General features: G+C 60.8%; 29 protein-coding genes. 17 read left to right on the top strand and 12 right to left on the bottom strand.

Annotated elements, in window-relative coordinates:
• The first annotated feature begins 5 nt into the window (after positions 1-5).
• Both CHU94_RS09620 and CHU94_RS09615 read left to right on the top strand, forming a co-directional pair.
• Positions 6-551 (top strand): universal stress protein, encoded by a 546-nt coding sequence (locus CHU94_RS09620; RefSeq protein WP_094479096.1) that lies wholly within the window; start codon positions 6-8, stop codon positions 549-551.
• Positions 544-1,134, top strand: coding sequence for a hypothetical protein (locus tag CHU94_RS09615; RefSeq protein ID WP_094479094.1), 591 nt, complete (start codon positions 544-546; stop codon positions 1,132-1,134). Before CHU94_RS09620 ends, CHU94_RS09615 begins: the two co-directional genes overlap by 8 nt.
• Before the next feature lie 43 nt (positions 1,135-1,177).
• Here the strand turns inward: CHU94_RS09615 and CHU94_RS09610 are convergent, their stop codons facing one another.
• Entirely contained in the window at positions 1,178-1,546 is a 369-nt protein-coding gene (locus CHU94_RS09610) for a VOC family protein (RefSeq protein WP_094479092.1), read from the bottom strand.
• Positions 1,547-2,031: 485 nt separating this feature from the next.
• Between CHU94_RS09610 and CHU94_RS09605 the strand changes: the two genes are divergently transcribed.
• The 3 genes from CHU94_RS09605 to CHU94_RS09595 all read left to right on the top strand — a co-directional run bounded on the left by CHU94_RS09605 (position 2,032) and on the right by CHU94_RS09595 (position 5,699).
• The gene (locus CHU94_RS09605; RefSeq protein ID WP_094479090.1) at positions 2,032-3,441 is read left to right on the top strand and encodes a PAS domain S-box protein; all 1,410 of its coding nucleotides are present in this window, start codon (positions 2,032-2,034) and stop codon (positions 3,439-3,441) included.
• A gap of 195 nt (positions 3,442-3,636) precedes the next feature.
• On the top strand, positions 3,637-5,403 hold the full coding sequence (locus tag CHU94_RS19660) for a methyl-accepting chemotaxis protein (protein WP_094479088.1): 1,767 nt from the start codon (positions 3,637-3,639) through the stop codon (positions 5,401-5,403).
• Positions 5,404-5,483: 80 nt separating this feature from the next.
• The gene (locus CHU94_RS09595) at positions 5,484-5,699 is read left to right on the top strand and encodes a hypothetical protein (RefSeq protein ID WP_094479086.1); all 216 of its coding nucleotides are present in this window, start codon (positions 5,484-5,486) and stop codon (positions 5,697-5,699) included.
• Between the two features lie 131 nt (positions 5,700-5,830).
• Here the strand turns inward: CHU94_RS09595 and ftrA are convergent, their stop codons facing one another.
• Positions 5,831-6,832 carry a transcriptional regulator FtrA gene (ftrA, locus tag CHU94_RS09590; RefSeq protein ID WP_094479084.1) on the bottom strand — a complete coding sequence of 334 codons (1,002 nt, stop codon included), beginning with the start codon at positions 6,830-6,832 and terminating at the stop codon, positions 5,831-5,833.
• 79 nt (positions 6,833-6,911) lie between these two features.
• Here ftrA and CHU94_RS09585 point away from each other — a divergent pair, with 79 nt between their 5' ends.
• Positions 6,912-7,310, top strand: coding sequence for a rhodanese-like domain-containing protein (locus CHU94_RS09585; protein WP_094479082.1), 399 nt, complete (start codon positions 6,912-6,914; stop codon positions 7,308-7,310).
• Here the strand turns inward: CHU94_RS09585 and CHU94_RS09580 are convergent.
• From CHU94_RS09580 to CHU94_RS09560, 5 genes are all read right to left on the bottom strand, one after another.
• Positions 7,261-8,970: a cryptochrome/photolyase family protein gene (locus CHU94_RS09580; RefSeq protein WP_255033893.1), complete on the bottom strand. Its 1,710-nt coding sequence runs from the start codon at positions 8,968-8,970 to the stop codon at positions 7,261-7,263. The genes CHU94_RS09585 and CHU94_RS09580 overlap by 50 nt on opposite strands.
• Positions 8,967-9,122, bottom strand: a complete 156-nt coding sequence (locus tag CHU94_RS09575) for a DUF2256 domain-containing protein (RefSeq protein WP_094479080.1) — start codon at positions 9,120-9,122, stop codon at positions 8,967-8,969. The genes CHU94_RS09580 and CHU94_RS09575 overlap by 4 nt, the downstream gene beginning before the upstream one ends.
• Positions 9,123-9,133: 11 nt before the next feature.
• Positions 9,134-10,690: a deoxyribodipyrimidine photo-lyase gene (locus CHU94_RS09570; protein ID WP_217901298.1), complete on the bottom strand. Its 1,557-nt coding sequence runs from the start codon at positions 10,688-10,690 to the stop codon at positions 9,134-9,136.
• A gap of 18 nt (positions 10,691-10,708) precedes the next feature.
• Positions 10,709-11,317: a chalcone isomerase family protein gene (locus tag CHU94_RS09565; RefSeq protein WP_094479078.1), complete on the bottom strand. Its 609-nt coding sequence runs from the start codon at positions 11,315-11,317 to the stop codon at positions 10,709-10,711.
• A gap of 85 nt (positions 11,318-11,402) precedes the next feature.
• Entirely contained in the window at positions 11,403-11,858 is a 456-nt protein-coding gene (locus CHU94_RS09560) for a fasciclin domain-containing protein (RefSeq protein WP_094479076.1), read from the bottom strand.
• Between the two features lie 214 nt (positions 11,859-12,072).
• Between CHU94_RS09560 and cadR the strand changes: the two genes are divergently transcribed.
• Positions 12,073-12,552, top strand: a complete 480-nt coding sequence (gene cadR / locus CHU94_RS09555) for a Cd(II)/Pb(II)-responsive transcriptional regulator (protein ID WP_094479074.1) — start codon at positions 12,073-12,075, stop codon at positions 12,550-12,552.
• On the opposite strand, the gene ybgC is transcribed toward cadR, so the two are convergent.
• Genes ybgC through CHU94_RS09540 form a run of 3 tightly spaced genes read right to left on the bottom strand, consistent with a single transcriptional unit; the run spans position 12,539 to position 14,653 of the window.
• Positions 12,539-12,970, bottom strand: coding sequence for a tol-pal system-associated acyl-CoA thioesterase (gene ybgC, locus CHU94_RS09550; protein ID WP_176451984.1), 432 nt, complete (start codon positions 12,968-12,970; stop codon positions 12,539-12,541). The two genes, cadR and ybgC, sit on opposite strands and share 14 nt — an antisense overlap.
• Positions 12,967-13,434, bottom strand: coding sequence for an SRPBCC family protein (locus CHU94_RS09545; RefSeq protein WP_094479070.1), 468 nt, complete (start codon positions 13,432-13,434; stop codon positions 12,967-12,969). The genes ybgC and CHU94_RS09545 overlap by 4 nt, the downstream gene beginning before the upstream one ends.
• 55 nt (positions 13,435-13,489) lie before the next feature.
• Complete coding sequence (locus CHU94_RS09540) at positions 13,490-14,653, bottom strand: acyl-CoA dehydrogenase family protein (protein ID WP_094479068.1); 1,164 nt, start codon at positions 14,651-14,653, stop codon at positions 13,490-13,492.
• A gap of 124 nt (positions 14,654-14,777) precedes the next feature.
• On the opposite strand from CHU94_RS09540, the gene CHU94_RS09535 reads away from it, so the two are divergent.
• The 7 genes from CHU94_RS09535 (at position 14,778) to CHU94_RS09505 (ending at position 21,796) form a co-directional block, all read left to right on the top strand.
• Entirely contained in the window at positions 14,778-15,983 is a 1,206-nt protein-coding gene (locus tag CHU94_RS09535; protein ID WP_094479066.1) for an acetyl-CoA C-acetyltransferase, read from the top strand.
• Positions 15,984-16,052: 69 nt separating this feature from the next.
• Positions 16,053-18,212 carry a 3-hydroxyacyl-CoA dehydrogenase NAD-binding domain-containing protein gene (locus CHU94_RS09530; RefSeq protein ID WP_094479064.1) on the top strand — a complete coding sequence of 720 codons (2,160 nt, stop codon included), beginning with the start codon at positions 16,053-16,055 and terminating at the stop codon, positions 18,210-18,212.
• Between the two features lie 13 nt (positions 18,213-18,225).
• Positions 18,226-19,122: a triacylglycerol lipase gene (locus CHU94_RS09525; RefSeq protein WP_094479062.1), complete on the top strand. Its 897-nt coding sequence runs from the start codon at positions 18,226-18,228 to the stop codon at positions 19,120-19,122.
• Positions 19,122-19,946 (top strand): metal-dependent hydrolase, encoded by an 825-nt coding sequence (locus CHU94_RS09520; protein WP_094479060.1) that lies wholly within the window; start codon positions 19,122-19,124, stop codon positions 19,944-19,946. Before CHU94_RS09525 ends, CHU94_RS09520 begins: the two co-directional genes overlap by 1 nt.
• A 9-nt stretch (positions 19,947-19,955) precedes the next feature.
• The gene (locus CHU94_RS09515; protein ID WP_094479058.1) at positions 19,956-20,570 is read left to right on the top strand and encodes a chromate transporter; all 615 of its coding nucleotides are present in this window, start codon (positions 19,956-19,958) and stop codon (positions 20,568-20,570) included.
• On the top strand, positions 20,567-21,163 hold the full coding sequence (locus CHU94_RS09510) for a chromate transporter (protein WP_094479056.1): 597 nt from the start codon (positions 20,567-20,569) through the stop codon (positions 21,161-21,163). The genes CHU94_RS09515 and CHU94_RS09510 overlap by 4 nt, the downstream gene beginning before the upstream one ends.
• 75 nt (positions 21,164-21,238) lie before the next feature.
• Positions 21,239-21,796 (top strand): dihydrofolate reductase family protein, encoded by a 558-nt coding sequence (locus CHU94_RS09505; RefSeq protein ID WP_094479054.1) that lies wholly within the window; start codon positions 21,239-21,241, stop codon positions 21,794-21,796.
• A gap of 365 nt (positions 21,797-22,161) precedes the next feature.
• On the opposite strand, the gene CHU94_RS09500 is transcribed toward CHU94_RS09505, so the two are convergent.
• Entirely contained in the window at positions 22,162-22,707 is a 546-nt protein-coding gene (locus tag CHU94_RS09500) for a TetR/AcrR family transcriptional regulator (protein WP_255033892.1), read from the bottom strand.
• A 150-nt stretch (positions 22,708-22,857) separates the two neighbouring features.
• On the opposite strand from CHU94_RS09500, the gene CHU94_RS09495 reads away from it, so the two are divergent.
• Both CHU94_RS09495 and CHU94_RS09490 read left to right on the top strand, forming a co-directional pair.
• Positions 22,858-23,670 carry an inositol monophosphatase family protein gene (locus tag CHU94_RS09495; RefSeq protein WP_094479382.1) on the top strand — a complete coding sequence of 271 codons (813 nt, stop codon included), beginning with the start codon at positions 22,858-22,860 and terminating at the stop codon, positions 23,668-23,670.
• A 37-nt stretch (positions 23,671-23,707) separates the two neighbouring features.
• Positions 23,708-24,388, top strand: coding sequence for an SDR family oxidoreductase (locus CHU94_RS09490; RefSeq protein WP_176451983.1), 681 nt, complete (start codon positions 23,708-23,710; stop codon positions 24,386-24,388).
• On the opposite strand, the gene CHU94_RS09485 is transcribed toward CHU94_RS09490, so the two are convergent.
• Positions 24,378-25,871 (bottom strand): PLP-dependent aminotransferase family protein, encoded by a 1,494-nt coding sequence (locus CHU94_RS09485; RefSeq protein WP_094479050.1) that lies wholly within the window; start codon positions 25,869-25,871, stop codon positions 24,378-24,380. The genes CHU94_RS09490 and CHU94_RS09485 overlap by 11 nt on opposite strands.
• A 99-nt stretch (positions 25,872-25,970) precedes the next feature.
• Here CHU94_RS09485 and CHU94_RS19515 point away from each other — a divergent pair, with 99 nt between their 5' ends.
• Entirely contained in the window at positions 25,971-26,720 is a 750-nt protein-coding gene (locus CHU94_RS19515) for a GNAT family N-acetyltransferase (protein WP_094479048.1), read from the top strand.
• Positions 26,721-26,738 lie beyond the last annotated feature (18 nt).

Genomic DNA, 26,738 nt, shown 5'->3' with positions numbered 1-26,738 from the left:
TCGTTATGGTCCGAAAAATCCTGGTCGTGGTGGACGACCGTCCCGTCACCCAATCCGCCATCGACCACGCCATTGAAATGGCACAAACCCAACGTGCCGACATATTTTTCTTCGGGGTGCTGCCGCACTACGACTACCCTGCTGTGGACATGCTCCCGGTGGTCGATGGGTCTGCTGAAAGCTTGCAGGCCAAAGCGGCTGCGGAAACCTCGCGCTTGCTGGCCGCTGCAAGCGCGTGGGCAGAGCGCTGCGGGGTGCACAGCCACCGCGCAACCGCCATGGCAGGTGATGCCGCCCACGCAGTGGCCGACGCCGCCATCAAACGGCACTGCGACCTGATCGTGGTGGGCAACGAAGACCACAACGCCGTGGTGCGCCTGCTCAATGGCAGCATTGTCCCGGGGCTCATATCCAAGGCCACCGTTCCGGTGCTGGTCTGCAAGGATCGCCCATTGCGCGCCAAACGCAACAGCCTCCTGCGACGCCCCTTTCACAACCGCACTCCCGTTCGGGAATTGGGCACCCGCAATGACGATGAACCGAATGATTAGCCTCCCGAACCAACCCAAACCAAGCGCCAAGCGCAACCATGCCCGCCCCTGGATACACCACGTCTTGTGGGTCTCCACCTTGTTTTGGGCACCGGCTTGGTCTGTCACCCAGCCCGCCGGGTGCGGGCGCGTGTGTGAACTGTATGGCGACTTGCTGATGGCACCTGAGCGCGATCTGATTGGCAGCATCCGCACCTTGGAGAAAGTCGCCAAGCCTGCTGTAGGCCCCCGGAACACCCGGGGCCGTTGGATCCAACGTGATGCTTACATCGGAACAGAGACCTTCGACACCACCTTCTATGTGAAAAGCGGTCTGGTGCAACGCATTGAACTAGTGAGCAACGCCCCTGACGCACAATGCCGCGCCCGCACCCCATGGTCAGACACCATCGCAGCACTCGAAGCTTGGCAAGGCAAACAGGCTACGAACGGCCAATTCGACACGGGCAACAGCGTCCAGCAATCTGTCCAATGGGCCTCGGACAATCTTGATGTATCGGTCTACCTGTCCATCACGGAAGCGGCCTGCTCTACCGCCGTTGTATTCAAGAAACACGATGCCAAAGATGCATCGGAGCTCTGATGCATTGCGTTTGACTACAACGGTAAAAGGTTTGCTTGCGGCCTCACGCCATGGAGTGCAGGCCCACCTTGTTCCCCTCGGAATCCAGAAAGTGGGCAAAGAAACCGAAGTCGTTGCCGATTTCGGTTTTGGGCACCAAGATGCGGCCGCCCGCGGCTTCCACACGACCCAAGATGGGGGCCAAGTCTGCGCCCCCGTTGAGGTAGACCACCGTGCCGTTGGCAGAAGGCTGGCTGGTCCCGTCAAACACGATGGCCCCACCCACAGAGGCTTGGTCGGCAGGGATCATCCCCATCACCGTGGGCCCCATGTCCATGCGCTCCATCTTGGTCCCCAAGATGGTTTCGTAAAACGCTTGCGCGCGTCCGAAATCGGAAACGGGAATCTCAAACCAGTTCAGGGCGTTGGCCATGGGAATCTCCTAGGGTTGGGTGGAAAAACTTGTGTACGTTCGCTGGCAGATGCATTATGCGCAAGGGGAAGACAATTAGGAATGCGCAGCCAGGCGACATTGGAAACGCTATGTATTTCATAGCTGTTCGCGCAATATTCATAATCGCTATAGGCCAATTTGGCATATAAATTCGCGCTATGCGAGCGGCGGTCCCTACATGGTGGAAACAGTGTTATCCCATCGCCAGTACATGCACCCAAGTACCGGTCAGGTATCTTCGGGGTTATGCGTGCCGTCCCCTTTTATCGAACAAGTTCGATCTCCAACGAGACCCCAGGACTCTTGCCTGACTTCATTTGTTATCGTCATTCGAGTTCTTGCTGCTTGCGCGGACAGCGCGCTTTAAAGGTCTTGGCTGCCATGGGGGGATCGGTTCCAAGTCGATTGCGCCCATCTTCAAACCAACGAAGACTACAACCCATCACCCTGGCAATGTGACCCCCATGGATGCATCTCTCCTTAATTATTCCTCGGCTATTCTCAACAGCGACTTCAATGCGCTTCTGGCGGCAAAGGACCAACACATTGTGTGGGCCAATGACGCCTTCCACCAAATGTTTGGTTATGAGTCCGGCGAATTGATTGGCCAGCCAACACGTGTCCTGTTTATTGACCAAAGCAGCTACGACTTGTTTGCCAATAAAGTAAAAGCGACCCTCAGCCAAGAAAAGGCGTACACAGGGCTACACCCTCGCAAACGCAAAGACGGCAGCGCTGGCTGGTTTCAATGCAATATTGCGCAAGTCAAGGGGCAACCTGAAATTTTCTTCGGTTCTTTCGTTGATGAAACCGAGCGCCGCGCTTTGCAAGAGGAACTTGAAGTCCATCGAACGATTGTCCAAGACCAAACCGAGGCTATTTCCCGGTTTTTCCCGGATGGAACGTTTAGCTTCGTCAATGAGGTGTACTGCCGCTTGTTCGGAAAATCCCGCGAAGCGTTGATTGGATTTCGCTGGCAACCTGTTGCCCACCCGGACGATCTGCCCATCGTTGTCGAAAAGCTGGGGACGATGTCGCTTACCAATCAGGTTGTCACCATCGAAAACAGAGTACAGATAGGGACGGGTGAGTGGCGTTGGTTTCAATTCGTAAACCGGGGACTATTCGACACCAACGGCAATCTTCAAGAAATTCAATCCGTAGGTCGCGACGTCACGGAAATCAAAGAAATTGAGCAGAGCCTGCGGGAGAATGAGGAGCGGTTGAACCTTGCACTCATGGGGTCTGGACTGGTCTTATGGGACTGGAATGTTATCGAACGCCGGGTGACGCCTGGGCATCGGTGGTCAGACATTTTGGGCTATACCCATCAAGAACTGGGTGCCAGAAAAGACCTTTGGCTAGGACTGGTCCATCCCGGTGACCTGAAGCTCTACAAGCAAAAAATCTCCGCCCATTTACACGGAGCAACCGCACGATTTGAAAGTGAACTTCGGTTGAAGCACAAGGAGGGGCACTGGGTAAACGTCTCGGTCTTTGGCAAGGTGACCTCTAGAGAGAAAGACGGTAAGCCAATTCGAATGATTGGCACGGCCCAAGACGTCACCCAACGCAAACGCCTGAATGAGCAGGGATTGGACTTGCTCAGACAGATCGAAGGTCTCATCAAAGACAGTTCGGCCAAGAGAAGCGAATCCACGGCCGTGCTAGCGAGCTTGACGAAACGAGAAAGTCAGATTCTCGCGATGATTGCAGAGGGCATGACGTCCGCCCAGATTGCGAAGAAACTGAACGTTGCGACCAATACAGTGATATCCCATCGTCAAAAAATGATGGTCAAGCTCGGCCTGCATAGCACCGCAGAGGTCATTCGCTTTGCTGTAGACCATGCAATTTCGCCTACAAACAAGTGAAAAACTAATACAAACGTATTAGATAAACCCTCCATTCGAGGGATTTCATATCCCCTAGTCTCTCCCGAGAATACAACTACGGTAGCACCTCTTCTCAGAGTGTTTGCCCGGTGTCTCTTGATGCGCTGTAAGCGCGGCACGAGACGCGGCGGGATTTCGCCCATTCGAAAAAATACAGTCGCTTGGAGACACTTAATGAACAAATTGACCGTACGAGCAAAACTTACTTGGGCGTTTGGTGGGCTTGCCTTTCTGGTGTTGCTGATTGCAGCGTTGTCGATCAAAGATTTGGGCGACGCAAATGAACGCTTTGAATCCTACGTCAACGGAGTTAACGCTAGCGCGGAAACGGCACACTTGGTTCGTGAGGCCATAGACCTCCGCGCAATTGCCGCGCGCAACTTGGTACTGGTGAGCAACCCCGCGGACCAAGGTGTGGAAAAGGCTGTTGTTACCAAGGCCCATACCGATGTGGGAACGAATCTGGCGAAGCTCAAGAAACTTGCTGAACAGCCAGGGACTACTGAAGAAGCCAAAAAAATGGTTGCCGAAATTGCTGACATTGAGTTGGCCTATTCGCCTGTGGCGCTGTCCATCGTGGATATGGCGCTGAGTGGCAAGCGCGAAGAAGCTATCGCCAAAATGAACGCCGAGTGCCGGCCGCTATTGGCAAAGTTGGTGGCGGTATCCGAGAAGTACTCGACTTACACGTCAGATCAAGCCGCCAAAATTGTGGCCGCCAGCCAAGCCGACTACGCAGCGCAGCGCAGTTACTTGATGCTGGGGTGCCTCCTGGCCCTTGCAGCCGCAATCACCGCTGGCGTGCTCATTACCCGCAGCCTGACAAACGCACTTGGCAGCGAACCCGCTGAGCTCTGCAATGTTGTTGGAAAAGTGGCCGATGGCGACCTGTCTAGCCAGCTCGTGGTGCGAGCCGGCGATACGACCAGTGTCATGGCGGCAGTTGCACGGATGCAGAGCTCTCTTACTCGTGTGGTGAGTAGCGTACGCCAAGGCTCGGAAGGTGTTTCTACGGCAAGCGCCGAAATAGCTTCTGGGAATCATGATTTGAGTGCGCGTACTGAGCAACAAGCCAGTGCACTCGAAGAAACGGCTGCTTCCATGGAGGAGCTTGCTTCGACTGTCAAACAGAACGCAGAAAACGCGCGACAGGCCAGCCAGTTGGCTGTCAACGCGTCTGTCGTCGCGGTCAAGGGTGGCGACGTGGTGGGTCAGGTAGTCGAGACCATGAAAGGAATCAATGAATCAAGTCGCAAGATTTCAGACATCATTTCTGTCATCGATGGCATTGCCTTCCAGACCAACATCCTTGCACTGAATGCAGCAGTGGAAGCCGCTAGAGCCGGTGAACAAGGCAGAGGATTTGCCGTCGTAGCGAGTGAAGTACGCAGCCTGGCTGGACGGTCTGCAGAAGCCGCGCGAGAGATTAAGACTTTGATTGGTGCGAGTGTTGAGCGAGTGGAGCAAGGCTCTGTCTTGGTTGATCAGGCGGGAGAGACCATGACTGAAGTTGTGGACTCCATAAAACGAGTCACTGACATCATGGGTGAAATTAGTGCGGCAAGCAGCGAACAGGCCTCTGGCGTGGGACAAATTGGTGAAGCGGTTCAGCAGATGGACCAGGTTACACAGCAAAACGCTGCATTGGTAGAACAGATGGCCGCCGCCGCCAGCAGCCTGAAGAGCCAGGCAGGAGAGTTGGTAGAGACAGTGAGTCTATTTACGCTTGGGCACGAACCATCGGAACAAGTCAAGCCCAAGCCTACCCCAGTGCGCGCAGCAAGAAGTGCCAACGACGTGCTTGTGGGGGAAAAGAAGCGCTCCCCAGTAGGAATTGCCAACCGAACGAGTCGGCCGAGTCCGGTGCCATTGCAGCACACGCCAAAGTTGGCCACCCGTGCGGGTGTGGCTGCTGGCGACGAGAATTGGGCGAGTTTTTAGTGTGAGGCCACGAGCTTTAAACCAATAAACTGCAGCGATGGTTTCTTACCCATTCCTAGTCAATATCGGGGATATGGAATATGGACGGCGTGAACAAGAATGAACTGGCGCGCGAGGCATTGCTGGAGGCAGTTGTCGGCTTGAACGCAACCCGGGACGAATTGATGACCTGTGCAGAGCTCTTGCGTGAGGACCAGTTCAATACAGATCTGGCGAGCCGTCGTATTGCCTCAGAAATTGCCAGTGAACTAATCGGTAGATCCAAAAGCGCTGTCATCTCCAGACCAAGAGACTGAGGCATAACTGATTTGCAGGTGGCAAGGTGTGGATTTGAACATGCCGCAACAGAACGGCATGCTCTACACGAACTCGTGCGCTATCTATTTCATAGCTGCTCGCGCAATAAGCACAGGGCTTATCTGCCAATTTACCTTCCAAACATCCCCCGGTATTCTCGCGGCGACAGCCCTAGTTGCTGCTGAAAGTGGTGCCGCAGCGCCTGCAAGCTGCCTAGCCCCACCTCGGTAGCAATGCGTTCCACCGATAGCGCGCTGCCTTCGAGCAGGCGCTTGGCGTGTTCCACACGTTCGGCCACCACCCATTGCCCGGGGGACTGACCGGTGAGCTCCACAAAGCGGCGCAAAAAGGTACGCGGGCTCATGGCCACGCGGCTGGCCATCTGGTCTACCGTCCATGGCGCTTGCAGGTCGGTGCGCACCTGCTCCAGCAGTTGCACCAGGCGCTGGTCGCCGTCTTGCGGCACGGGGCGTTCGATGAACTGGGCTTGGCCGCCGCTGCGGTGCGGTGGCATGACGAGGCGGCGGGCCACGCTGTTGGCGGCATCCACCCCAAAGTCGCTGCGCACGATGTGCAGCATCAAATCCATGCCCGCGGCGCTGCCAGCAGACGTGTAGACCCGGTCGCCCTCCGCATAGAGCACGCTGGCGTCTACCTCCACGCTGGGGTGGCGCGCCTGCAGCGCCTTGGCGTAGCGCCAGTGGGTGGCGGCGCGTTTGCCGTCCAGCAGGCCGGTGGCCGCCAGCACAAAGGCACCGGAGCAGATGGACGCGAGCCGCGCTCCGCGCTGCCAGGCGACGCGCAAGCGCTGGCTGAGTCCGTCCGGTACGGGCACTTGCGCACCCTTCCACCCCGCCATGACGATGAGGTCGGCCTGCTCCAGCAGGCTGGCATCGCCATCGCAGCTCACGCGCAGGCCGCCGTGGGCGCGCAGCGGGCCGGGCTCGATGGCGGCGCTGGCAAAGCGGTACCAGCCCGGGCCCATCTCGGGCCGGTGCAAGCCAAAGATTTCGGCCACGATGGAAAACTCAAAGGTACAAAGCCCGTCGTATACAGGCGCCACCACCAGCGGGCCGGTGGTGGGCGAAGGTGCCGTTGGCGCGGATTGCAGGTTTGGCGTGTTTTTTGTCATAAATGGCTTTTGCGCCAATTGTAGAAAGCGGCCCGCACCAACACCATAGAGGCATCAACCACCCACCGGAGAAACCGAAATGCCCACCGCAGTCACCGCCATCCCTGCCGCCCCTTCTGCCCTGGCCGAGGCGCACTTTGCGGCCGAATTCACCTTTGAAGCCGACTGCTGGGACACGCACGATGCACTGGCCCAGGGCGCAGACTTTGTGCTGCTGGATGTGCGCTCCCCGGCCCTGTTTGCGCGCGGCCATGTGCCCGGCGCCATCAACCTGCCGCACGGCAAGATCGTGGAAAGCAAGATGGCCCAGTGGCCGGCCGGCACCCTGTTTGTGACCTACTGCGCCGGCCCCCACTGCAACGGCGCCGCCCGTGGCGCCCTGCGGCTGGCGCGGCTGGGCCGGCCGGTGAAGATCATGGCCGGTGGCATCACCGGCTGGCTGGACGAAGGCTTTGAGCTGGCGACGGGCGAGGCCTGACAGCAGCCAGCCCCGCCCAAAACGCTACGTTATTGATAGCTGCTTGCGCAGTATCTACCTGGGCTAGAGGCCAATTTGGCACTAAAACACCCTGCCCCAGCCGGTGCTGGGCGGCCTGCTGCTGGATGGCGTCGCGCGCGGGCGCGTCCAGCCGGGCCAGGTTTTTGAGCTGCATGGCCATGCGGGCGTTGGGCTTGAGCAGGGCTTCGTGGCGAATCAAAAAGTCCCAATACAGGGTGGTGAAGGGGCAGGCCTGGGAGCCGGTGGATTGGGCCGGGTCAAAGCGGCAGCCTTGGCAGTGGTTGCTCATGCGCTGGATGTACTTGCCACTGGCCACATAGGGCTTGCTGGTCATCAGCCCGCCGTCGCCAAACTGGCTCATGCCCAGCGTGTTCGGTAGCTCCACCCACTCCACCGCGTCCACGTATACCGCCAAGTACCAGGTGTGCACGGCTTGCGGCCGCACACCCAGCAGCAACGCATACAGCCCGGTCACCATCAGGCGTTGGATGTGGTGGGCGTAGCCGTGCTCCAGGGTTTGGCCAATGGCGTCTTTGAGGCAGGCCATGTCGGTATCGCCCGTCCAGTACCAGGCGGGCAATTCGGCCTGCGCGTCCAGCGCGTTGTGCTCCAGGTAGCGGGGCATCTGCGTCCAATAGATGCCGCGCACATATTCGCGCCAGCCCAATATCTGCCGGACAAAGCCTTCCACCGCTGCGATGGGCGCACGCCCCGCGTGGTAGGCCGCCTCTGCCGCCTGCACCACTTCGCGCGGGTTCAGCAGCTTGAGGTTGAGCGCGCAGCTCAGGTGCGAGTGGTAGAGCCAGGCCTCGCCCGCCCACATGGCGTCTTCATACTGGCCAAACAGCGGCAGCCGCTCGGTGATGAAAGCCTGCAAGGCCTGCAGCGCCTGCGCGCGCGTTACCGGCCAGCCAAAGCTGTGCAGCGTGCCGGGGTGGCTGGCAAAGCGGGTGCTAACGAAATGGATGACCTCTTGCGTGATGGCGTCTGGCGCAAAGCGCGTAGGCGGTGGCACGTTCTTTGGGCCGGCTTTGCCAAAGGATTCGCGGTTGTCGGCGTCAAAGCTCCACTGCCCGCCGATGGGCGCCCTGCCCTCCATCAAGATGCCGTGCTTTTGCCGCAGTTCGCGGTACCAGTACTCCAACCGCAGTTGCTTGCGGCCTTGGGCGTGGGCAGCGAACTCGCGCACGGTGCTGAAGAAATGTGTGTCGTCGCGCAGATCCAGCGGCCGCGAATTCTGGCTAGCCACCGCGCGCAGGCTGTGCAACACGCGCCAATCGCCCGGCGCGGTCAGCACCAGGCCCGTGGGTTGAAAGGCGGCAATAGCCTGCTGTAGCGCGGCGGCCAGTGTGCCGGGGTTGCGGGCATCGTCTAGCGCGGTGTAGTGCACGGGCAAGCCGCGCTCACGCAGGTCTGCGGCAAAGTGGCGCATGGCGCTCAAGAACACCGCCGTGCGTTGCTTGGCCGACCAGACGTGCGTGGACTCTTCCGCCACCTCGGCCATCCACACCACGTCATGCGTGGCATCAAAGCCATCGAATGCCGACGACTCCGCGTCGAGCTGATCGCCCAGGACGATGACGAGATGTCGAACCTTGGTGGGCATGGGGATCGAGTGGCCTGGGGCGGACGCGCTCATTTCTTGCTCCGGCAGGCGTCGGAGCAATAACGCACTGACTCCCAGTTCTTGGCCCAGGCCTTGCGCCAGGTCATGGTGCGGCCGCACACGGCGCACGGCTTGCTGGGCAGGGACTGCTTGTTGCCCTTGAAATCTTGGTTGTCGTTTTTCATGGGTTTGCTCTTCAGGTAAACAGGTCGCCCTGGCCCGATGGCGCCTGTGCCGCCCGGGCGCTGCGCTTTGCCTTGGCGAGGCGGCCATTGCCAGTCTGGGGCAGACCACTTTTGCGCGAACCGTGGCGCGCCTGCACCGCGCCCGCTTCTTCGCGCGCAGCCGGTGTTTGGCGCAGGCCGTACATGCGGTCTTTGGCGACTTTCAGGGCCTGCTTTTCATCGACGATGGGCGCCGGGTAATCCTGCCCGATGGTGCAGCCGGCCAGGCGCTGAATACTGGCGTCCATGGTCCAGGGCTGGGCCAAATACGGCAAGGGCACGCGGGCCAGTTCTGGTACCCAGTGGCGGATGAACAGGCCCTCGGGGTCCTGGTCTTGCGCCTGTTTGGTGGGGGAATACATGCGCAGCGTGTTGATACCGGTGGTGCCGCTTTGCATCTGCATTTGGCTCCAGTGGATGCCGGGCTCGAAGTCGAGAAACTGCCGCGCCAGAAACAGGCCGGGTTCACGCCAGTGCAGCCACAAGTGGTAGCTGGCAAAGCTCACCAGCATGGCGCGCATGCGAAAGTTCAGCCAGCCGGTGGCGCGCAGGGATCGCATGCACGCGTCCACCATGGGGTAGCCAGTGCGGCCCTCGCACCAGGCGGCAAAGTGCTCGTGGTTGAAATCATCCTCGCGCAGGCCGTCGCACACGCGGGCAAAGTTGTGGAACTCAATATCCGGCTCGTCTTCCAGCTTCTGCATGAAGTGGCAGTGCCAGCGCAACCTGCCAGCAAAGCCACGCAATGCGTGCGCGAGTGTGCGAGCCGGGGTGTTGGCCATGGTGACTTCGGTGGCCTGGTGCACCGTGCGCAAAGACACGGTGCCGAAGGCCAGGTGCGGACTCAGGCGGCTACAACCGTCTTCCGCGCTCAGCGGGCTGGAGAGCGCCTTGCGGTAGTCGTAGCCACGCTCGGCCAAAAAGGTTTGCAGGGTGCGGCGCGCGGCCTTCTCGCCTGCGCGCTGCAGCTGCCGGCCATGCGGCGCAAAGCCCAGTTCGCCCAGGGTGGGCAGCGCGGGCTGGTCCAGCGGCGCTGCCGCCAAAAAGCCGCCTTGCAGCAGCTGCAAGGGCGCATCCATGCGCGCCTGCCAGCGCCCTGCCCAGCCGCTACGGCTACGCAGGCGGCGCACCACGCCGGTCTGGGTGAATTCCTGCCACCGCACCTGCTGCGCCTGGCACCACTGGCCCACCTGCACATCGCGCACGTAGCTCCAGCCCGGGCCGGTCTCCTCGTGGCTCAGCAGCTGGCCAAAGCCCAGCTCAGCGTGCAGCTGCGCCAACACTGGCACGGCCGAGCCCACGCGCACCAGCAGAGGCATGCCGCGCGCTGCCAGCGCCTCGCGCAACTCTTGCAGGCTGCGCAGCACAAAGTCCACATGCTGCGCATCGCACTCAGGGCTATTTAGGCATTCGGGCTCGATGATGAAGAGGCCAAGTGTTGGGCCGCTACGCTGCGCTGCCACCAGCGGCGCATGGTCGTGCAGGCGCAGGTCGCGCTTGAACCAGACCAGGGCGCGCGGGGCCAGCATGGAATCCGCCCGGGCGATCTAGCGCCGAGGCTCCGCGGCCTGGGAGAGCAAGGCCGCGCGCAGCTCGGGACGCTTGGTTTTGGGGTCGAGCCAGATTTTGAAAAAGGCTTCGCTGAAGGCCGTGTCTGCGGTTTCGCCCAGCAGCTTGCCGTTGATGAAGAAACGGGCGCCCTCGCCCGGCAGGTGCACACCCACCAGTTGGTCGCCCGACTTCACATCCACAAATAGCGCTTCCATCCATTTGGACCACGCGAGGATTTGCTCGGGCGACGATGTACTGATGCGCTGCAGCTCAATCAGCGAGGTGTTGGCAATGTCACGGCCCTTGATGGCGGTGGCGTAGCGAATATCGAGCGCAAAGGGTTTGGCAAAGCTGAACGCCGCATCGGCGCCCGGCAGCCAGAGCGTGGCGTCGTACGCCTTGAAGCCAAAAAACCGCAAGACGCCGCTGCCTTTGGCCTGCCAGTTGGCGCCGTACGGCGCCAGCTCGGCGGGTGCGGCAACGGTGTTGGGCGCAGACGCAGCGGGTGCGGCAGTTTGGGCCAGGGCGGCCTGCGCGCACAGCAGCGCAAGCGCTGCGCACCAAGATACCAGCAAGCGGGAAGTCGATAGACGCGAGAGATGCATGGCGGGGGTGGGCTGGGCCCTGTTTTAAAACCAAAAAGCCCAGGAGTGCAACGCAGTCCTGGGCGGCGGGCAAAACGTCTGGCGTTTACTTGGGAATCACCACGCTGTCGATCACGTGGATCACGCCGTTGTCTGCCACGATGTCAGTCTTGACGACCTTGGCGTTGTCCACCATCACACCACCGGTGGTGGAGACAGTCAGCTCAGAACCTTGCACGGTCTTGACCTTGCCTGCGCGCACGTCAGCGGCCATCACCTTGCCGGGCACCACGTGGTAGGTCAGGATGGCGGTCAGCTTGGCTTTGTCTTTCAGCAAGGCGTCGAGGTCAGCCTTGGGGATCTTGGCAAAGGCTTCATCAGTCGGCGCGAACACGGTGAATGGGCCCTTGCCCTTCAGGGTATCCACCAGGCCAGCTGCGCCCAGGGCTGCAGCCAATGTCTTGAAGCTGCCAGCACCCACAGCGGTATCCACAATGTCCTTGGCCTGTGCAGAGAAGGCCACGCCCAGGGACAGAACAGATGCAATCAAAAGCTTTTTCATCGATATCTCCATGATGGTTAGATCAATCAACCTCGCCAAAAATGTGGCGCAAACGGAATATACATACCGCAAAGTATCCATATGAACTGAATGGTATTTATTTGCCCAGATTGGTTTTCATATTTGCCAATGCCGTGCAAATTGACCGGCTGGCTCACTGGTTAACCCTGTATCCACTACAGTGCTTGGCGCTGAATGAAGAGGGAAACCGACAATGAAGATTGGTGAACTGGCCCGGGCCACTGGCACCCAGGTGGAGACGGTGCGCTACTACGAGCGCGAAGGCTTGCTGCCAACGCCCCTGCGCACCGAAGGAAACTACCGCATCTACGGCGCCAGCCACATGGAGCGCCTGTCCTTCATCCGCCACTGCCGCTCACTGGACATGACGCTGGACGAAATCCGCACCCTGCTGGGTTTCAAAGATGCACCGGAAGACAACTGTGAACAAGTCAACGCACTGCTGGACGAACACATCGGCCACGTAGCCCAGCGCATCAAGGATCTGCGGGCGCTGGAGCGGCAACTCAAAGCCCTGCGCGAGCAGTGCCTGGTCACGCAGGGAGCCGCGCACTGCGGCATCTTGAATGAGCTATCTGCCGCAGCCCGCACCCAAGCGGTACCAAGAGAGGCACATGGTCATGTGCATGGCGCGCACACCCGCGGCGCGCAGGCCAGGGTCAAGAAGCAATAGCCTGCAACACCTGCGCCGGTATGCGCCGGGGCTTGAGGGTGTCGGCCTGCACGCAGCCGATGCGAATGCGGCCCTGGGCTAACAGCGTGTTGCCCCGCCAGGCCTCTTGCACCAGCACCATGCTGGCAGCGCCCTGCTCGGCGACCTGCACACTCACGGTGATCAGGTCGTCCAACTTGGCAGGGGCCAGGTAGCGCATTTGCACATCCGCCACCACAAACATGGCACCTGTCGATTCGCGCAAGGCCCGCTGGCCCACGCCCGCAGCACGCAGCCACTCAGTGCGGGCGCGCTCGAAGAACTTCAGGTAATTGGCATAAAACACCACGCCACCGGCATCTGTGTCTTCCCAGTAAACGCGGATGGGGAAGGGGTTGGGAAGTGCGGGCGCGGTGGCCGCGCTGTCGGCCGCACTCACAGGGTTTGGGCCAATGCCACCAGTTGGTCTGCGGCAGCGCCCCAGCCTTCATGGAAGCCCATGGCTTCGTGCTGGGCTTTGTCTTCCGCGCTCCAGTGCAGGGCGCGCGCCACATAGTGGGTGTGGCCTTCCGGTGTATCAGCGAGCGTGATCTCGCCCACCATGAAGGGTTTGGCCGGTACCCAGCCCGCCTGAAAGGCGTCGGTAAACACCAGCTTGCGGCCAGGCACCACCTCCAGGAACACGCCTTCGTTGGGCACCTGCTCACCGTTGGGCCCCACCATGTGGGTGAAGAAGCGACCGCCCGCCTGCAGCTCCATCACCGCTTCGCTCACCCCCCAAGGCTTGGGACAAAACCATTGCACCAGGAGCGCGGGCTCCGTCCAGCAGCGCCAGACCGCGGCACGCGGCACCGGCAAGTTGCGTTCCAAGGTGAGGCTATGGGCAGCGGCAGAAGCGGTCATGGGCAGGCTCCAAAAAAGTTTCGCCGCAGTGTAGCGGAGCTCTGCCCCGCCCGGCTTACTTGCCGCCCAGGCCCATGGACCGCGTGATCACCTCTTTCATGATCTCGTTGGTGCCGCCGTAAATGCGCTGTACGCGCGCGTCGGCATAGGCGCGGGCGATCGGGTATTCCCACATATAGCCGTAGCCGCCGAACAGCTGCACGCATTCGTCCATCACCTTGCACTGCAGGTCGGTGGTCCAGTACTTGGCCATGCTGGCGGTAGCGGTGTCCAGTTTGTCCTGGCAAATCAGCTCGCAGCATTTGTCCACAAACACACGCGCCACCTGCACCTCGGTTTGTAGCTCGGCCAGGGTGAAGCGGGTGTTCTGGAAGGCCGCCACGGGCGCACCAAACACCTTGCGCTCTTTCACGTAGTCCACCGTCCAATCGATGGCGGCTTGCGCAGAGGCCACCGCACCCACAGCAATCTGCAGGCGCTCCCAGGGCAGCTCTTGCATCAGGCAAACAAAGCCCTTGTTCTTCCAGGCTTCGCCGCCCAACAGGTGCTCGGGGCCCAGCTTCACGTTGTCGAAGAACAGCTCGGAGGTGTCCTGCGCCTTCATGCCCACCTTCTTGAGGCGTTTGCCCACGCTAAAGCCCGGCATGCCGCGCTCCACCAGCATCAGGCTGGTGCCCTTGCCGCCCGCAGCGGGGTTGGTCTTAGCCACCACGATGACCAAGTCGGCATGCCAGCCGTTGGTGATGAAGGTCTTGCTGCCATTGAGCAGGTAGCTGCCATCCGCTTGCTCCAACGCCGTGGTCTTGACGCCCTGCAAGTCTGAGCCTGCAGCAGGCTCGCTCATCGCAATGGCGCCCACCATCTCGCCGGTGGCGAGCTTGGGTAGGTACTTGGCTTTTTGTTCGGGCGTGCCGTAGTGCAGGATGTAGGGCGCCACGATCTCACTGTGCAAACCAAAGCCGATGCCAGTGAAGCCCCCCCGCGCCAGCTCTTCCATCTGGATCACGGAGTACAGCTTGTCGGCCTCTGAGCCGCCAAATTCCTCAGGCATGGACATGCACAGGTAGCCGTTCTCGCCGGCCTTGTTCCACACCTCGCGGGCCACATAGCCCTGCTCTTCCCAGTCGGCATGAAATGGCGCGATCTCTTTCTCCATAAAACGGCGAAAGCTGTCGCGGAAGGACTCGTGGTCGGGGGAAAACAGGCTGCGTTCGATCATGGGGTTTCCTCGGGTCGTTGGGTATTATTTTTACAAAGCATTTGCTTGGTAAAAAGAATATACTGCAAATCAGCCCACAAAGACAGGCTCTGACCTGCAAACGAAAACCCGAGGAGACAACCCCATGAGCGAAGCATTTGTGTTTGACGCCATCCGCACCCCGCGCGGCAAAGGCAAGAAAGATGGCAGCCTGCACGAGGTCAAGCCCGTCACCCTGTTGGCCGGCCTGTTAACCGAACTGCAAGAGCGCAATGGCTTTGACACCGCCCGCGTGGACGACGTGGTGATGGGCGTGGTGTCCCCCGTGGGCGACCAGGGCTCGGTCATACCGAAAGTGGCCGCGCTCAAGGCGGGCTGGGACTTCCAGGCCGCGGGCGTGCAGATCAACCGGTTTTGTGCCTCCGGCCTGGAGGCCGTGAACATGGCCGCCCAAAAGGTGCGCTCGGGCTGGGAAGACCTGGTGGTGGCCGGCGGTGTGGAGAGCATGAGCCGCGTGCCGATTGGCTCCGACGGCGGCGCCTGGGCGATGGACCCCGAGACCAATTCGCAAACCGCCTTTGTGCCGCAGGGCATTGGCGCGGACCTGATTGCCACGCTCGAAGGCTTCACCCGCGCCGACGTAGACGCCTACGCACTCGAATCCCAACGCCGCGCCACCAAGGCACAGGCGGCGGGTTACTTTGACGCATCCGTGCGCCCCGTGAAAGACACACTGGGCCTGACCATCCTGGCGCGCGACGAGTTCATCAAACCCGGCACCACACTGGAAGGCCTGGCCGGGCTCAAGCCCGCGTTTGCCGACATGGGCGGCATGGGTTTTGACGCCGTGGCCCTCACCCGCTACCCGCAGGTGGAACGCATCCACCATGTGCACCACGCGGGCAATTCGTCAGGCATTGTGGACGGCGCAGCCGCCGTGCTGGTAGGCAACGAGGCGGCCGCCAAGGCGCACAACCTGACACCGCGCGCGCGCATCGTTGCTACGGCCCTCAGCGGCGCCGACCCGACCATCATGCTCACCGGCCCCATGCCTGCCACCCGCAAAGCACTGGCCAAGGCGGGGCTCACGGTGGACGACATCGACCTGTTTGAGGTGAATGAAGCCTTTGCCGCCGTGGTGATGCGTTTCATGAAAGAGATGAAGGTGCCGCACGACAAGGTGAACGTGAACGGCGGCGCCATTGCGATGGGCCACCCGCTGGGGGCTACCGGCGCCATGATTCTGGGCACGCTAATTGACGAGTTGCACCGCCGCAAGCTGCGCTACGGCTTGGCCACGCTGTGCGTGGGCGGCGGCATGGGCATTGCCACCATCGTCGAGCGGATTTAGAGCCTTTTAGGCCTCTAGAACCCGTATCTATTGCGCAAGCAGCTCCTAATTCAATAGCATTCACCGACCATGAAAACCATTCGTTATTCCCTGGACGCCGGTATCGCCACCATCACCTTCGACGAGCCCGACTCCCCCGTCAACACCATGTGCCTGCAGTGGCAGGAAGACATGGATGCCGTGGCTGCGCAGGTGCTGCAGGACAAGGACAGCATCACCGGCATCCTGCTCGCTTCCGCCAAAACCACCTTCTTCGCCGGTGCCGACCTCAAGGCCGCCATGCGCCTGACGCCGGCCGACGCGCCGCGCATCTTTGAAGAGATCGAGCGCGTGAAGAAGAACTTCCGCACCATAGAGACTCTGGGCAAGCCGGTGGTGAGCCTGCTCAACGGTACTGCGCTGGGCGGCGGCTGGGAGGTGGCGCTGGTGGGCCACTACCGCATCGCCGTGGATGACAAGAAAACCCAGTTTGGCCTGCCCGAGGTGACGCTGGGCCTGCTGCCCGGCGCCAGCGGCGTGACCAAGATGACCCGCCACCTGGGGCTAATGGGCGCGCAGCCCTACCTGGTGGAGGGCAAAACGTTCAGCCCCGCCGAGGCCAAGGGCCTGGGCTTGGTGCACGAGTTGGTGGCGCCTGGGCCCGATGCAGCTTCCGAGATGAAAGCCAAGGCACTGGCCTGGATTGCCGCCAACCCCACAGCCCAACACGCCTGGGAGGCCAAGGGCTACAAGGTGCCGGGAGGCCTACCCTCCTCGCCCGCCGTCGCCGGGATGCTGCCCATTGCGCCCGCCGTCATCAAGAAGAACACCCGTGGCCTCTACCCCGCGCCCGAGGCCATCATCGCCTGCATGGTGGAAGGCCTGCAGGTGGATATTGAAACGGCTCTGCGCATCGAGAGCCGCCATTTGGCCAAGCTCATGTCCGGCTCGCAAGCCAAGGCCATGATCAACACCTTCTTCTTCAACCTCAACGCCATCAAAAGCGGCCAGAGCCGCCCGGCTGGCGTGCCCCGCTTCAAGCCCGCCAAGGTGGGCCTGCTGGGCGCCGGCATGATGGGTGCTGGCATTGCCTACAGCCAGGCCAGCAAAGGGATTGCAACAGTGCTCAAAGACGTGAGCCAGGAAAAGGCAGACCTAGGGAAAAGCTACACCGCGAAGATCACCCAGGGTCGCGTGGACAAGGGCCGCATGAAGCCCGAGGCGCAGCAACAGATCCTCGACCTGATTCACCCGACCGGCAGCGTTGCCGACTTGCAGGGCTGCGACCTCATCATTGAAGCCGTGTTTGAAAACCGGGAACTCAAGGCCAAGGTCACGCAAGAAGCAGAACCCTTGCTGGCACCCGGTGGCTTCTTCGCCTCCAACACCTCCACCCTGCCTATCACCGGGCTGGCCACGGCCAGCCGCGATGCCAGCAAGTTCATCGGCATCCACTTTTTCAGCCCCGTGGACAAGATGAAGTTGGTGGAAATCATCAAGGGCCAAGAGACCGACGACGAAACCGTGGCCCGCGCCTACGACTATGTGCAGGCCTTAGGCAAGTTCCCCATTGTGGTGAACGACTCGCGCGGCTTCTTCACCAGCCGGGTATTTGGCACCTTTGTGATGGAAGGCGCGGCCATGCTGGGCGAGGGCATTCCTGCTGCCGCCATCGAGAACGCCGGTATCCAGAGTGGCATGCCCGTGGGCCCGCTGGCCGTGCTGGATGAAACCGCACTCACGCTGAGCCTGCACGTGATGGACCAGACCAAAAAAGACTTTGAAGCCGAGGGCAAAAGCTACATCGCCACCCCCGGTGAAATCGTGGTCGAGAAAATGGTGAAGCAGCACAAGCGCCCCGGCCGCGCCGGCGGTGCTGGCTTCTACGATTACCCTTCTGAGAAAGGCGCCAAGAAATTCCTCTGGCCCGAGCTCAAGGGCCTGTTCGAAAAGCCCGATGCCCACTGGACCATCACCGACCTGAAAGACCGCCTGCTCTACCGGCAGGCCGTGGAAACTGCGCGCTGCTTGGCAGAGGGCGTGCTCACCAGCGTGCACGACGCCAACATCGGCTCCATCTTCGGCATCGGCTTTCCTGCCTGGACGGGCGGTGCCATGCAATTCATCTACGGCATGGGCATCGAGGCCTTTGAGGCACGCGCGGCTGAGTTGGCAGCCCAATTTGGCCCGGGCTTTGCTTTGGGGGATGATGTGAAGGCGGCCATCCGCCGCCACCAACCCCAGTACTAAAGAGCCCCGCCCCATGCTTGCCCAACTGCTGCGCCGTATTTTGCTGGTCCAAACCCTGGCAGGTGCCGTGGTGGGCTACTGGCTATGGGGCTCGGCGCTGGCTGCCTTGGCGCTGGCGCTGCTGGTGCCAGTAGCCACCATGCTGCTGACTGATGTGCTGACCGCCCTGATCACCCGCGCACCTGAGCCCTGGCGCGACTGGTGGCGCGCGCTGGGTGGTGAAATGGTGGCGGGTGTGGTGGTATTTTTGCTGCGCCAACCGTGGGAGCGCCGTGCGCCCCGCTACCAGGCCGCCACCGGCAGCACCCCGCGGGTGCCGGTGGTGCTGGTGCACGGCTACCTGTGCAACCACCGCATTTGGGACACCACGGCCGCCCAATTGCGCGCCCAGGGCCACGCCGTATTTGCGGTGGACCTGGAGCCAGTGTTTGCGTCTATTGATGACTACGCCCCCATTCTTGAATCTGCTGTGACCAGCGCGCTGCTCAACAGCGGGCAAACCCAGGTGGCTCTGGTCGGCCACAGCATGGGCGGCCTGGCCATCCGGGCCTGGATGCGCAAACACGGCACCGACCGTGTGGCCCGCGTGCTCACGCTGGGCACCCCGCACGTGGGCACCAAGCTTGCCAAAGGCAGCGGCACGCCCAATGGCCTGCAAATGCTATGGGGCAGCCCCTGGCTGGCAACACTGGCCCAGGGGGAGGATGACGCAGTTCGCAGCCTGCTGCGCATTGCCATCACCCCGCAAGACAATATTGTTTACCCGCAGCGGCCGCAAACACTGCCGGGCATCACGGCCACGGTGTTCCCCGGCATTGGCCATTTGCAAATGTGCCTGGACCCGGATGTGAATGCCTGGGTGCTGCGCGAGCTGGCAGACTTGCCACCTACCCTGGATGGAGCCCAGTGATGACTGACCTCGTGGTTCGCAAACTGCTGATCGACCTGAGCACGCCCTTTGCCGTGCGTTGGAATGGGGGCGATGCCTTTCGCTCGGCGTTCTTCAACGCCCTGTCCATGAGTTTTCCGCTGGGTGAGCAGTACTTCATGGACTCTGTGCGCGCCGGGCTCAAGACCCTGCCTGAGGACCAGCGCGCACGCTTTGCCGCCGAGGTGCAGGGCTTTGTGGGCCAAGAGGCCACCCACCGCCGTATCCACAGCCTGTTCAACGGGCACCTGGAATCGCAAGGCTTTACCAACACGCTGGAGCGCCGCGCCGCCAAACGCATGCAGGCCAGTGCGCACATGGACGTGCGTGTGCACGTGGGCGCCACGGCGGCCACCGAACACCTCACCGCCATCTTTGCCGACTGGATGCTGGCCCACCCCGAGGCGCTGGAGGGCAGCGAGGAGCGGCTCAAAACCCTGTGGCTCTGGCACAGCGCCGAAGAGAGCGAGCACCGCAGCACCGCGTTTGACGTGTACCAGGCCATTGGCGGCAACCACGAGTGGCGCTTGCGCCTGTTTCGCTACATCACCTTCACGTTCTTCAGCGATGTGACGCGCCAGACCATCCGCAATTTGTGGCATGACAAGGCCTTGTTCCGCTGGAGCACCTGGCGCAGTGCGGGCCGCTTCTTGTTTGGCAAAGACGGCTTTATCTCCAGCAACCGGGCGCAGTGGCGCGCCTACCTGCGCGAGGATTTTCATCCGCGCCAGCAAGACGGCTCACGGTCAGAACAATGGCTGCGCGACAATAGCGCCCAGTTCACTGTGGTGGGGCAACCCACCTAAACCGCCTGCATGCCACCCAGCACCCCACCCGCCATTCCCCCTGCCCCGCGCCCGGCACCCCGCTCCAAAACCGATCTGTTCATCTCTTTCTCGCTGCTCGCCCTGCAAGGCTTTGGCGGCGTGCTGGCCGTGGCCCAGCGGGAGCTGGTGGAACGCAAACAGTGGCTCACCGCCGAAGAGTTTGTCGAAGACTGGGCCGTGGCCCAAATCCTGCCCGGCCCCAATGTGGTCAACCTCTCGCTCATGCTGGGCGACCGCTACTTTGGCTGGCGCGGCGCGCTGGCCGGTGTGGCCGGCATGCTGAGCTTTCCGCTGGTTTTGGTGCTGTTGCTGGGGGCGGCCTTTGCCGGCGTGGCCGACAACCCGCAAGCCCAGGGCGCGCTGCGCGGCATGGGCGCCGTGGCGGCGGGACTCATCATCGCGGCCGGGCTGCGCCTGGTACCGGCGCTTAAAAGCAATGTAATGGGCCTGGGCGCCTGCCTGGCACTGATGGCCGCCACCTTTGTGGCCGTGGCCCTGCTGCGCGTGCCCTTGCTGTGGGTGCTGCTGGGCATCGGCGGCTTGGGCTGCACTTGGGCCTATGTGTGCCTGGGCCGCCTGGCGGCCCACAAGGAGGCGTCATGAGCATCACCCTGACCGCAGCCCAGTGGCTGGAGCTGTTCATGCACTTTGCGTCGCTTTCGCTGCTGGCAGTGGGCGGCGCCATCACCACTGCGCCTGACATGCAGCGCTTTTTGGTGGTGGAGCAAGGCTGGCTGGACGCAGAACAGTTCAGCAACAGCATTGCACTGGCGCAAGCTGCGCCCGGCCCCAACATCTTGTTTGTGCCCCTGCTGGGCTGGACCATTGGCCTCAACGCTGCAGGCGGCTTGGGCGCAGGCTGGTACGCGGTGGCGCTGGCCATGCTGGGCGTGTTTTTGTCCATGCTGGGCATCATGCTGCCCAGCAGCATCCTCACCTTCACCGCATCGCGCTGGGGCCACCGCAACCGCGAGATGCGCGCCGTGCGCGCCTTCAAACAAGGCATGGCGCCGCTGGTCATCGCCCTGCTGGTCGCTACCGGCTGGATCCTGGCCGCCAACCACAAGGCCGACACCCACCACCTGGCCCTGTGGGCCGTGACCGCAGTGAGTACCCTGCTGGTCTGGAAAACCCGCATTCACCTGCTGTGGCTATTGGGTGCGGGGGCAATTGCGGGATGGATGGGGTGGATTTAGGGCTGGGGCGCCAAACGGTTTTTGGCAACGGCGCGAACGATCATTAAAAATCGCGCCTCTTGAACGGAGGACACCATGGGACTCTTAACCTTCAGTATCAACGTCACCCTGGACGGCTGCATCGACCACCAGGAAGGCATTGCCGACGACGAGACACACGCCTTTTTCACCCGGCTTATGGACGAGAGCGGGGCGATGCTGTGGGGGCGCATCACTTACGAGATGATGGAGAGCTACTGGCCCGCTGTCGCCCGCGGTCATACGGAAGCACCACTAGCCCTGCGCGAATGGGCGGTCAAACTGGAGGCCAAACCAAAGTACGTGGTGTCCTCCACGCGAAAGGACTTCCCTTGGAACAACAGCCACCACATTGCCGGTGACCTGCGCGGGAGCATAGAAAAACTCAAAGACGCGACCCCTAGCGGCGTGCTCCTCGGCAGTGGCAAGCTTGCGACCGAGCTGGAGAGGCTGGATTTGATCGACGAGTACCAGTTCCTCGTCCACCCCAGGATTGCCGGTCACGGCCCTACTCTGTATGAGAGCGGGCTGCCCAGCACCCGGCAGCTCGAACTGATTACGGCGAAGCCGCTGCGCTGCGGTGCGGTCGCCATGCACTACCGACGTGCGCGCTGACTCGGAGATAGGTTATTTCGCCTAACGCGGGCGTTGAGCGGCCACTTTTCCGTTCTAGGGATTTGCTCTATGGGTCGACGGCAGCTTGGGGCCAGGAGCAGGCGTTCGCGAGGGGCCGCTTTCCGGTGTTCCGTTGGATCACGAGACGAGGTTTCGACGCAACTCGTCGAGCATCCATCGACCCGCCACGCCAAGCGCACGATCACGTCGGTGCGCTGCGAGCGTTGAATTCACCCGCCAATCCTGTGACCAATTACCGCTTACCGGTGGGCGGTTGGGCGTTGTCGAATACTGCGTGGGGTCGAACAGGGCTCTAAAACAGAAACGAATCTTAGTGGAAGTGCGTCAAGTGAATGTGCCATCACTCACCCACCACCGGCATCCAGATAACCAAAAACTGCGCGCAGCACCCGCCGTGCCAAGGACTCAGAGTTGCTCTCGCCACGTCCACCCGCAGCATCCACCAGGCCCCGGATGATGGCTAGTACGTCGGCAGCGACTTCGGGCTGCCGTGCGTCGGGTGGCATGTCTGGTTGCGCCAGGATCCCGCGCATCGCAGCGTGCAACCTGGCAACGTAGCTTTGCAAGTCTGGTTCGATGGGGAGGCGTTGCTCTTCAACATCCAGAATTCTGGCTAGGGCCGGCCGATCGAGCTGCTGTGCGATGGCAACCCCCACTAACTGCCGCATTGCGGCTCGGCCCCCCTGGCGGGTGTCAATGGCTTCCACCTGTTCGAGTAACGCAGTTGTTTGTGCCAGGATTAGCGCCTTGGTGATGGCATCGCGGGAAGGGAAGTATTGGTACAGAGAGCCGATGCTGACGCCAGCCTTCAATGCCACTGCGTTGGTGGAGCAAGCCGTCAAGCCATCTGTGTCCAGAATGTGAGCGGCGGCCTCCAAGATGGCTTGCACGGTCGCCGCAGATCGTGCCTGCAATGGCTTTTTCCGAGGGGCCAAGGCAGTTGCGGCCCGGTGCTGGGTGTTTGGCATAAATGCGAGTTTCAATAATGAGCGATGGCTCATATTATTGAGGTATCGCAATCACAGCGCAAGGACAAATTTATGAACAAGCCTCTCTCCCATTCTGAAGACGCTCTACTGCTGGCGCAGACGGCGCAAGCCGTCCACCAGACGGGGCAGGTCCTTCTCCAGCGTTTTGACGCCAGTGCTCGCCCAGCAGACTTGCCCAGTCTGCTTGCGATGATCGATGCCAATGACGAGGCGGCCACAGGCCATTTGCGTCAATTGCTGCAGGCGATCCGCCCCAAGGCCAACTGGCTGGAGGATGAGAAAGCCACAGGACCTCTGCCGGTTGGCGAATGGTGGGTAGTGGACCCGGTGGAGGGCAACGTAAACCACATCCATGGCATGGGCGACTGGAGTGTGACCGCCACTTTGGTGCGTGATAACGAAGTCGTACTAACGGTGGTGGACGAGCCATTGACCTTCAGGGTCTACACCGCGCTGCGCGGTCATGGAGCCTTTCTGAATGGCCAGCCACTGCAAACATCCTGCAAACAAGATTTACGAGCGGCGCTCGTTAGCACAGGTCAAGCCACACCAGATGAAGATACGTCTACACGGGCTCGTCTGGCCCGTTCAATGGCAGCCATGCTGGAACAGGCCTTATTGGTCAAAACAGCAGTACCCGCCACCATGCAACTGGTGCACGTGGCGACTGGACGTCTGGACGCTTTTTGGCAATCCAGCAACGTTCTCTCAGGTCTGGTAGCTGGAGCGCTTCTGGTGCGCGAGGCCGGTGGCGTAGTGACGGACTGGCATGGCGCGCCGTGGACGCTGGCCAGCTCCGATTTTGTTGCCGCCGCACCAGGTTTGCACACTGCTGCAGTCAAAGTGCTACAGCAAGTTGCCTGAACACCCAGAAAGACTAAACGATACCAAAGGCATCTCAATGAAGAAATTTGCAGTGATTGGCGCCAGCAGTGGGACTGGGCTGGAGATCGTCCGCCTTCTTGCTAGCCGTGGGCAGCACGTTCGAGCAATCTCTCGGCGGCCGCTACCCGCAACAGAATTTATCGAGCCGTACAGCGCCGATGTGACCGAACCAAATGCCATAGCACGAGCGTTGGATGGAGACTTCGATGCTGTCTTCTTTACGGCGGACATTCACAAGCGGTTTGCATCCCGGCAGGAAGTTCGATCCTTGATGTTCGACGGATTCATGAATTCAATCCATGCAGCCAAAAAACAAACCAAACATCCCAAGATCGTGCTGCTGTCCGTGATTGGACCGGACAAGCCTTCATGGGTCTGGCATTTGCTCAACCTTGCCAAGCGAGGAATGCAGAAAAACGTGGTGGATCGCGAAGCCGCGCTGGCTCAAAGTGGACTGCCTTACGTCATTGTGAGAGCGGCAAGGCTGGTCAACGCGGATGACACCATGGGTCAGGCACGTGCAATCGCAGTCACCCCGGCGACGCACCGTCTAGACATGAAGCGAACCATTGCCCGGCGCGAACTCGCGAAGACGTTGGTGGCCGCTGCGAAATCGGCCCCGCACGGCAGCATCTGGGACGTGTTTGGGGACGATGACGGCTCAATTCCCGTGTGGTTGCGTGCTTCTAGCCAGTGAAATTTGGCTTCAATTCGACACTGTGAAGAATTCGTCGCAAGCGAGATACCAAAGATACCATGGTCTCAATCGGCGTGTTGCCGTAGCCTAAAACCAGCCCGTTGTCTTCTGGTGTGGCTGAGAGCGCGAAGGCAGACAGGGCTTGCGGCGCCATACCGTAGCGCCGAGCGGCTTCGGCGACAGCTGTATCCGGGTACATCGCATCAAATCGTACGCAAAAATGCAATCCGCAACGTCCGCCCTCTAGACTGTGCGGCACACCCAAATGTTGTGTAAGAGCATGCCGAAGGACTTGCTGGCGCTCTCTGTACAAGCGGCGCATGCGGGCCAGATGGCGGGCAAATTGGCCGGACGTGATGAACTTCGCCATCGCTAACTGTTCGTGGCTGTGGCCACCGCGAAGCAGTTCGCGCAAAGGCGATTCCAACCTTGCGAGCAATCGGGTGGGTAAGACCAAAAATCCTAAGCGCAAGGCGGGGAACATAGTTTTCGAAAACGTGCCCACGTATAGCACTGGGGCGTCATCCACCAGACCTTGCATGGCACCTATGGGTGCGCCCTCCAACCGAAACTCGCTGTCGTAGTCGTCTTCAATAATCCATGCGTTGTGCGCTTGCGCTGCTGCTATCAGCGCAAGTCTGCGCGCCACCGACATCACGTTGCCCAGAGGGTATTGATGCGATGGCGTTGTGTAGACCACCCGCGGCGTGTGATTGCGCCAGTCACTGCTGGTGAACTGCAAGCCCTCAGTGTCCAGTCGCATGGGACGTACGCGAACATCACCAGCGTAGAAAGCGGACTTAGCACCCCGATAGCCAGGGTCCTCCATCCAAACCGTGTCACCCGGATTGGTAAGCAAGCGCACGCACAACGCCAGTGCTTCTTGCGCTCCTTCGGTTATGACCACCTGCGCTGCTTCACAGTGCACGCCCCGAGTAAGCGCCAAATGTTCGGCAATCGCAGAGCGCAGTGCACTTTGCCCCAACGGGTCACCGTAATTGAGCATGTAGGGTGTGTCAGTGCGGGTAACGTTGTCCAAAGCCTTGCGCCATTGCGCCAGCGGAAACTGGTTGAGTGCAGGCACGCCCGGGCGCATAGCGGTCAGGTCGGCCGCCACTGATGCTGTGGGACGCAGGCTCTTAAGACGATCGGCCAGATTTGGATGGGAAAGTAGTGCCTCGCTGCGGGGCAGGTCATGACGACGCGCGTGTGGGAACACAGAAGGGCGTAGCGTTGCGACTACCGTGCCTTGGCGATCGGACAACACATAGCCTTCAGTCAGTAACTGTTCATATGCAATGCTGACAGTATTGCGAGATATGGCTAGAGTTTGTGCGAGCACCCGTGTGGCCGGCAAGCGCACACCCGCAGGTAGGCGCCCGTCCACGATGGCACTCTTGATGCGAGCACATAGTTGTCGCTGCAAAGGCTCGGTGCTACTTTTGTCGAGAGGCGCTTCCAACAGTGAAGGCTGAGAGTTCATGGTTCGTGGCACTATAAGAATCATTGTTATTGGCACTTTATATCAGGCCATGATGTGCTTACAGTGTGCTCTTCTCACTTCCGCAAGAGCTTCCAAACCATGCCACGCCTCAATGAATTCAACCAGCCGATCGGTGATCCATTACTCCAATGGACGCCCCGTCAGGCACCAACACCCACCACCCTGCAAGGGCAGTTCTGCCGCCTTGAGCCTATCAACGCAAAGCGCCATGGTCCCGAACTGTTTGCCGCCCTCTCGACCGCTCCTGATGATCGCGACTGGACGTACCTCTTCAGTGAACCCTTCGCCACAATGGGGGCTCTAATGGCATATCTGGAATCCATACAATCAAGCCGAGACCCTCTGTTCTTTGCCATCGTTGACAGTAAGACCCAGTCTGCCGTGGGTTACCTCACCTTGATGCGTGTTGATCCAAACTTTGGCGTGGTGGAAGTTGGCAACGTCTATTACTCGCCCCTGTTGCAACGGACTCCAGCCGCCACTGAAGTGCAATACATGTTGATGAAGCATGTGTTCGAGACACTCGGCTACCGCCGTTATGAGTGGAAGTGCGACAGCTTCAACGCACCTTCGCGCAGCGCAGCACTGCGTCTCGGTTTCACGTTTGAGGGCATCTTCCGTCAAGCAGTGATCTACAAGAGCCGTTCACGCGACACTGCGTGGTTCTCCATCATTAATAGTGAGTGGCCCGTCATCAAAGCCGCATTGGAAACCTGGCTCTCGGAAGACAATTTTGAGCCGGATGGCACGCAATGCATGTCATTGGTAAACATCCGCCAGAGGCTGGTATCTCGCGTTCCCACTGGCCTTCCGACAGCACGACAGTAAGTCCACTCGACCTACTCT

The sequence above is a fragment of the Rhodoferax sp. TH121 genome (assembly GCF_002251855.1).
Lineage (GTDB): Bacteria > Pseudomonadota > Gammaproteobacteria > Burkholderiales > Burkholderiaceae_C > Allorhodoferax.
This window is presented reverse-complemented; position numbering and strand designations above follow the sequence as displayed.

What these genes read in the sequence shown, in the direction of transcription:
- CHU94_RS09540 (WP_094479068.1), bottom strand. Translation starts at nt 14,653, where the DNA reads ATGATCGAACGCAGCCTGTTTTCCCCCGACCACGAGTCCTTCCGCGAC.
- CHU94_RS09570 (WP_217901298.1), bottom strand. Translation starts at nt 10,690, where the DNA reads ATGCTGGCCCCGCGCGCCCTGGTCTGGTTCAAGCGCGACCTGCGCCTG.
- CHU94_RS09490 (WP_176451983.1), top strand. Translation starts at nt 23,708, where the DNA reads ATGAAGAAATTTGCAGTGATTGGCGCCAGCAGTGGGACTGGGCTGGAG.
- CHU94_RS09495 (WP_094479382.1), top strand. Translation starts at nt 22,858, where the DNA reads ATGAACAAGCCTCTCTCCCATTCTGAAGACGCTCTACTGCTGGCGCAG.
- CHU94_RS09565 (WP_094479078.1), bottom strand. Translation starts at nt 11,317, where the DNA reads ATGCATCTCTCGCGTCTATCGACTTCCCGCTTGCTGGTATCTTGGTGC.
- CHU94_RS09530 (WP_094479064.1), top strand. Translation starts at nt 16,053, where the DNA reads ATGAAAACCATTCGTTATTCCCTGGACGCCGGTATCGCCACCATCACC.
- CHU94_RS09575 (WP_094479080.1), bottom strand. Translation starts at nt 9,122, where the DNA reads ATGAAAAACGACAACCAAGATTTCAAGGGCAACAAGCAGTCCCTGCCC.
- CHU94_RS09585 (WP_094479082.1), top strand. Translation starts at nt 6,912, where the DNA reads ATGCCCACCGCAGTCACCGCCATCCCTGCCGCCCCTTCTGCCCTGGCC.
- ftrA (WP_094479084.1), bottom strand. Translation starts at nt 6,832, where the DNA reads ATGACAAAAAACACGCCAAACCTGCAATCCGCGCCAACGGCACCTTCG.
- CHU94_RS09595 (WP_094479086.1), top strand. Translation starts at nt 5,484, where the DNA reads ATGGACGGCGTGAACAAGAATGAACTGGCGCGCGAGGCATTGCTGGAG.
- cadR (WP_094479074.1), top strand. Translation starts at nt 12,073, where the DNA reads ATGAAGATTGGTGAACTGGCCCGGGCCACTGGCACCCAGGTGGAGACG.
- CHU94_RS09610 (WP_094479092.1), bottom strand. Translation starts at nt 1,546, where the DNA reads ATGGCCAACGCCCTGAACTGGTTTGAGATTCCCGTTTCCGATTTCGGA.
- CHU94_RS09545 (WP_094479070.1), bottom strand. Translation starts at nt 13,434, where the DNA reads ATGACCGCTTCTGCCGCTGCCCATAGCCTCACCTTGGAACGCAACTTG.
- CHU94_RS09580 (WP_255033893.1), bottom strand. Translation starts at nt 8,970, where the DNA reads ATGAGCGCGTCCGCCCCAGGCCACTCGATCCCCATGCCCACCAAGGTT.
- CHU94_RS09520 (WP_094479060.1), top strand. Translation starts at nt 19,122, where the DNA reads ATGACTGACCTCGTGGTTCGCAAACTGCTGATCGACCTGAGCACGCCC.
- CHU94_RS09535 (WP_094479066.1), top strand. Translation starts at nt 14,778, where the DNA reads ATGAGCGAAGCATTTGTGTTTGACGCCATCCGCACCCCGCGCGGCAAA.
- CHU94_RS09525 (WP_094479062.1), top strand. Translation starts at nt 18,226, where the DNA reads ATGCTTGCCCAACTGCTGCGCCGTATTTTGCTGGTCCAAACCCTGGCA.
- CHU94_RS09560 (WP_094479076.1), bottom strand. Translation starts at nt 11,858, where the DNA reads ATGAAAAAGCTTTTGATTGCATCTGTTCTGTCCCTGGGCGTGGCCTTC.
- CHU94_RS19660 (WP_094479088.1), top strand. Translation starts at nt 3,637, where the DNA reads ATGAACAAATTGACCGTACGAGCAAAACTTACTTGGGCGTTTGGTGGG.
- CHU94_RS09485 (WP_094479050.1), bottom strand. Translation starts at nt 25,871, where the DNA reads ATGAACTCTCAGCCTTCACTGTTGGAAGCGCCTCTCGACAAAAGTAGC.
- CHU94_RS09620 (WP_094479096.1), top strand. Translation starts at nt 6, where the DNA reads ATGGTCCGAAAAATCCTGGTCGTGGTGGACGACCGTCCCGTCACCCAA.
- CHU94_RS09615 (WP_094479094.1), top strand. Translation starts at nt 544, where the DNA reads ATGATTAGCCTCCCGAACCAACCCAAACCAAGCGCCAAGCGCAACCAT.
- CHU94_RS09505 (WP_094479054.1), top strand. Translation starts at nt 21,239, where the DNA reads ATGGGACTCTTAACCTTCAGTATCAACGTCACCCTGGACGGCTGCATC.
- CHU94_RS19515 (WP_094479048.1), top strand. Translation starts at nt 25,971, where the DNA reads ATGCCACGCCTCAATGAATTCAACCAGCCGATCGGTGATCCATTACTC.
- CHU94_RS09510 (WP_094479056.1), top strand. Translation starts at nt 20,567, where the DNA reads ATGAGCATCACCCTGACCGCAGCCCAGTGGCTGGAGCTGTTCATGCAC.
- CHU94_RS09605 (WP_094479090.1), top strand. Translation starts at nt 2,032, where the DNA reads ATGGATGCATCTCTCCTTAATTATTCCTCGGCTATTCTCAACAGCGAC.
- CHU94_RS09515 (WP_094479058.1), top strand. Translation starts at nt 19,956, where the DNA reads ATGCCACCCAGCACCCCACCCGCCATTCCCCCTGCCCCGCGCCCGGCA.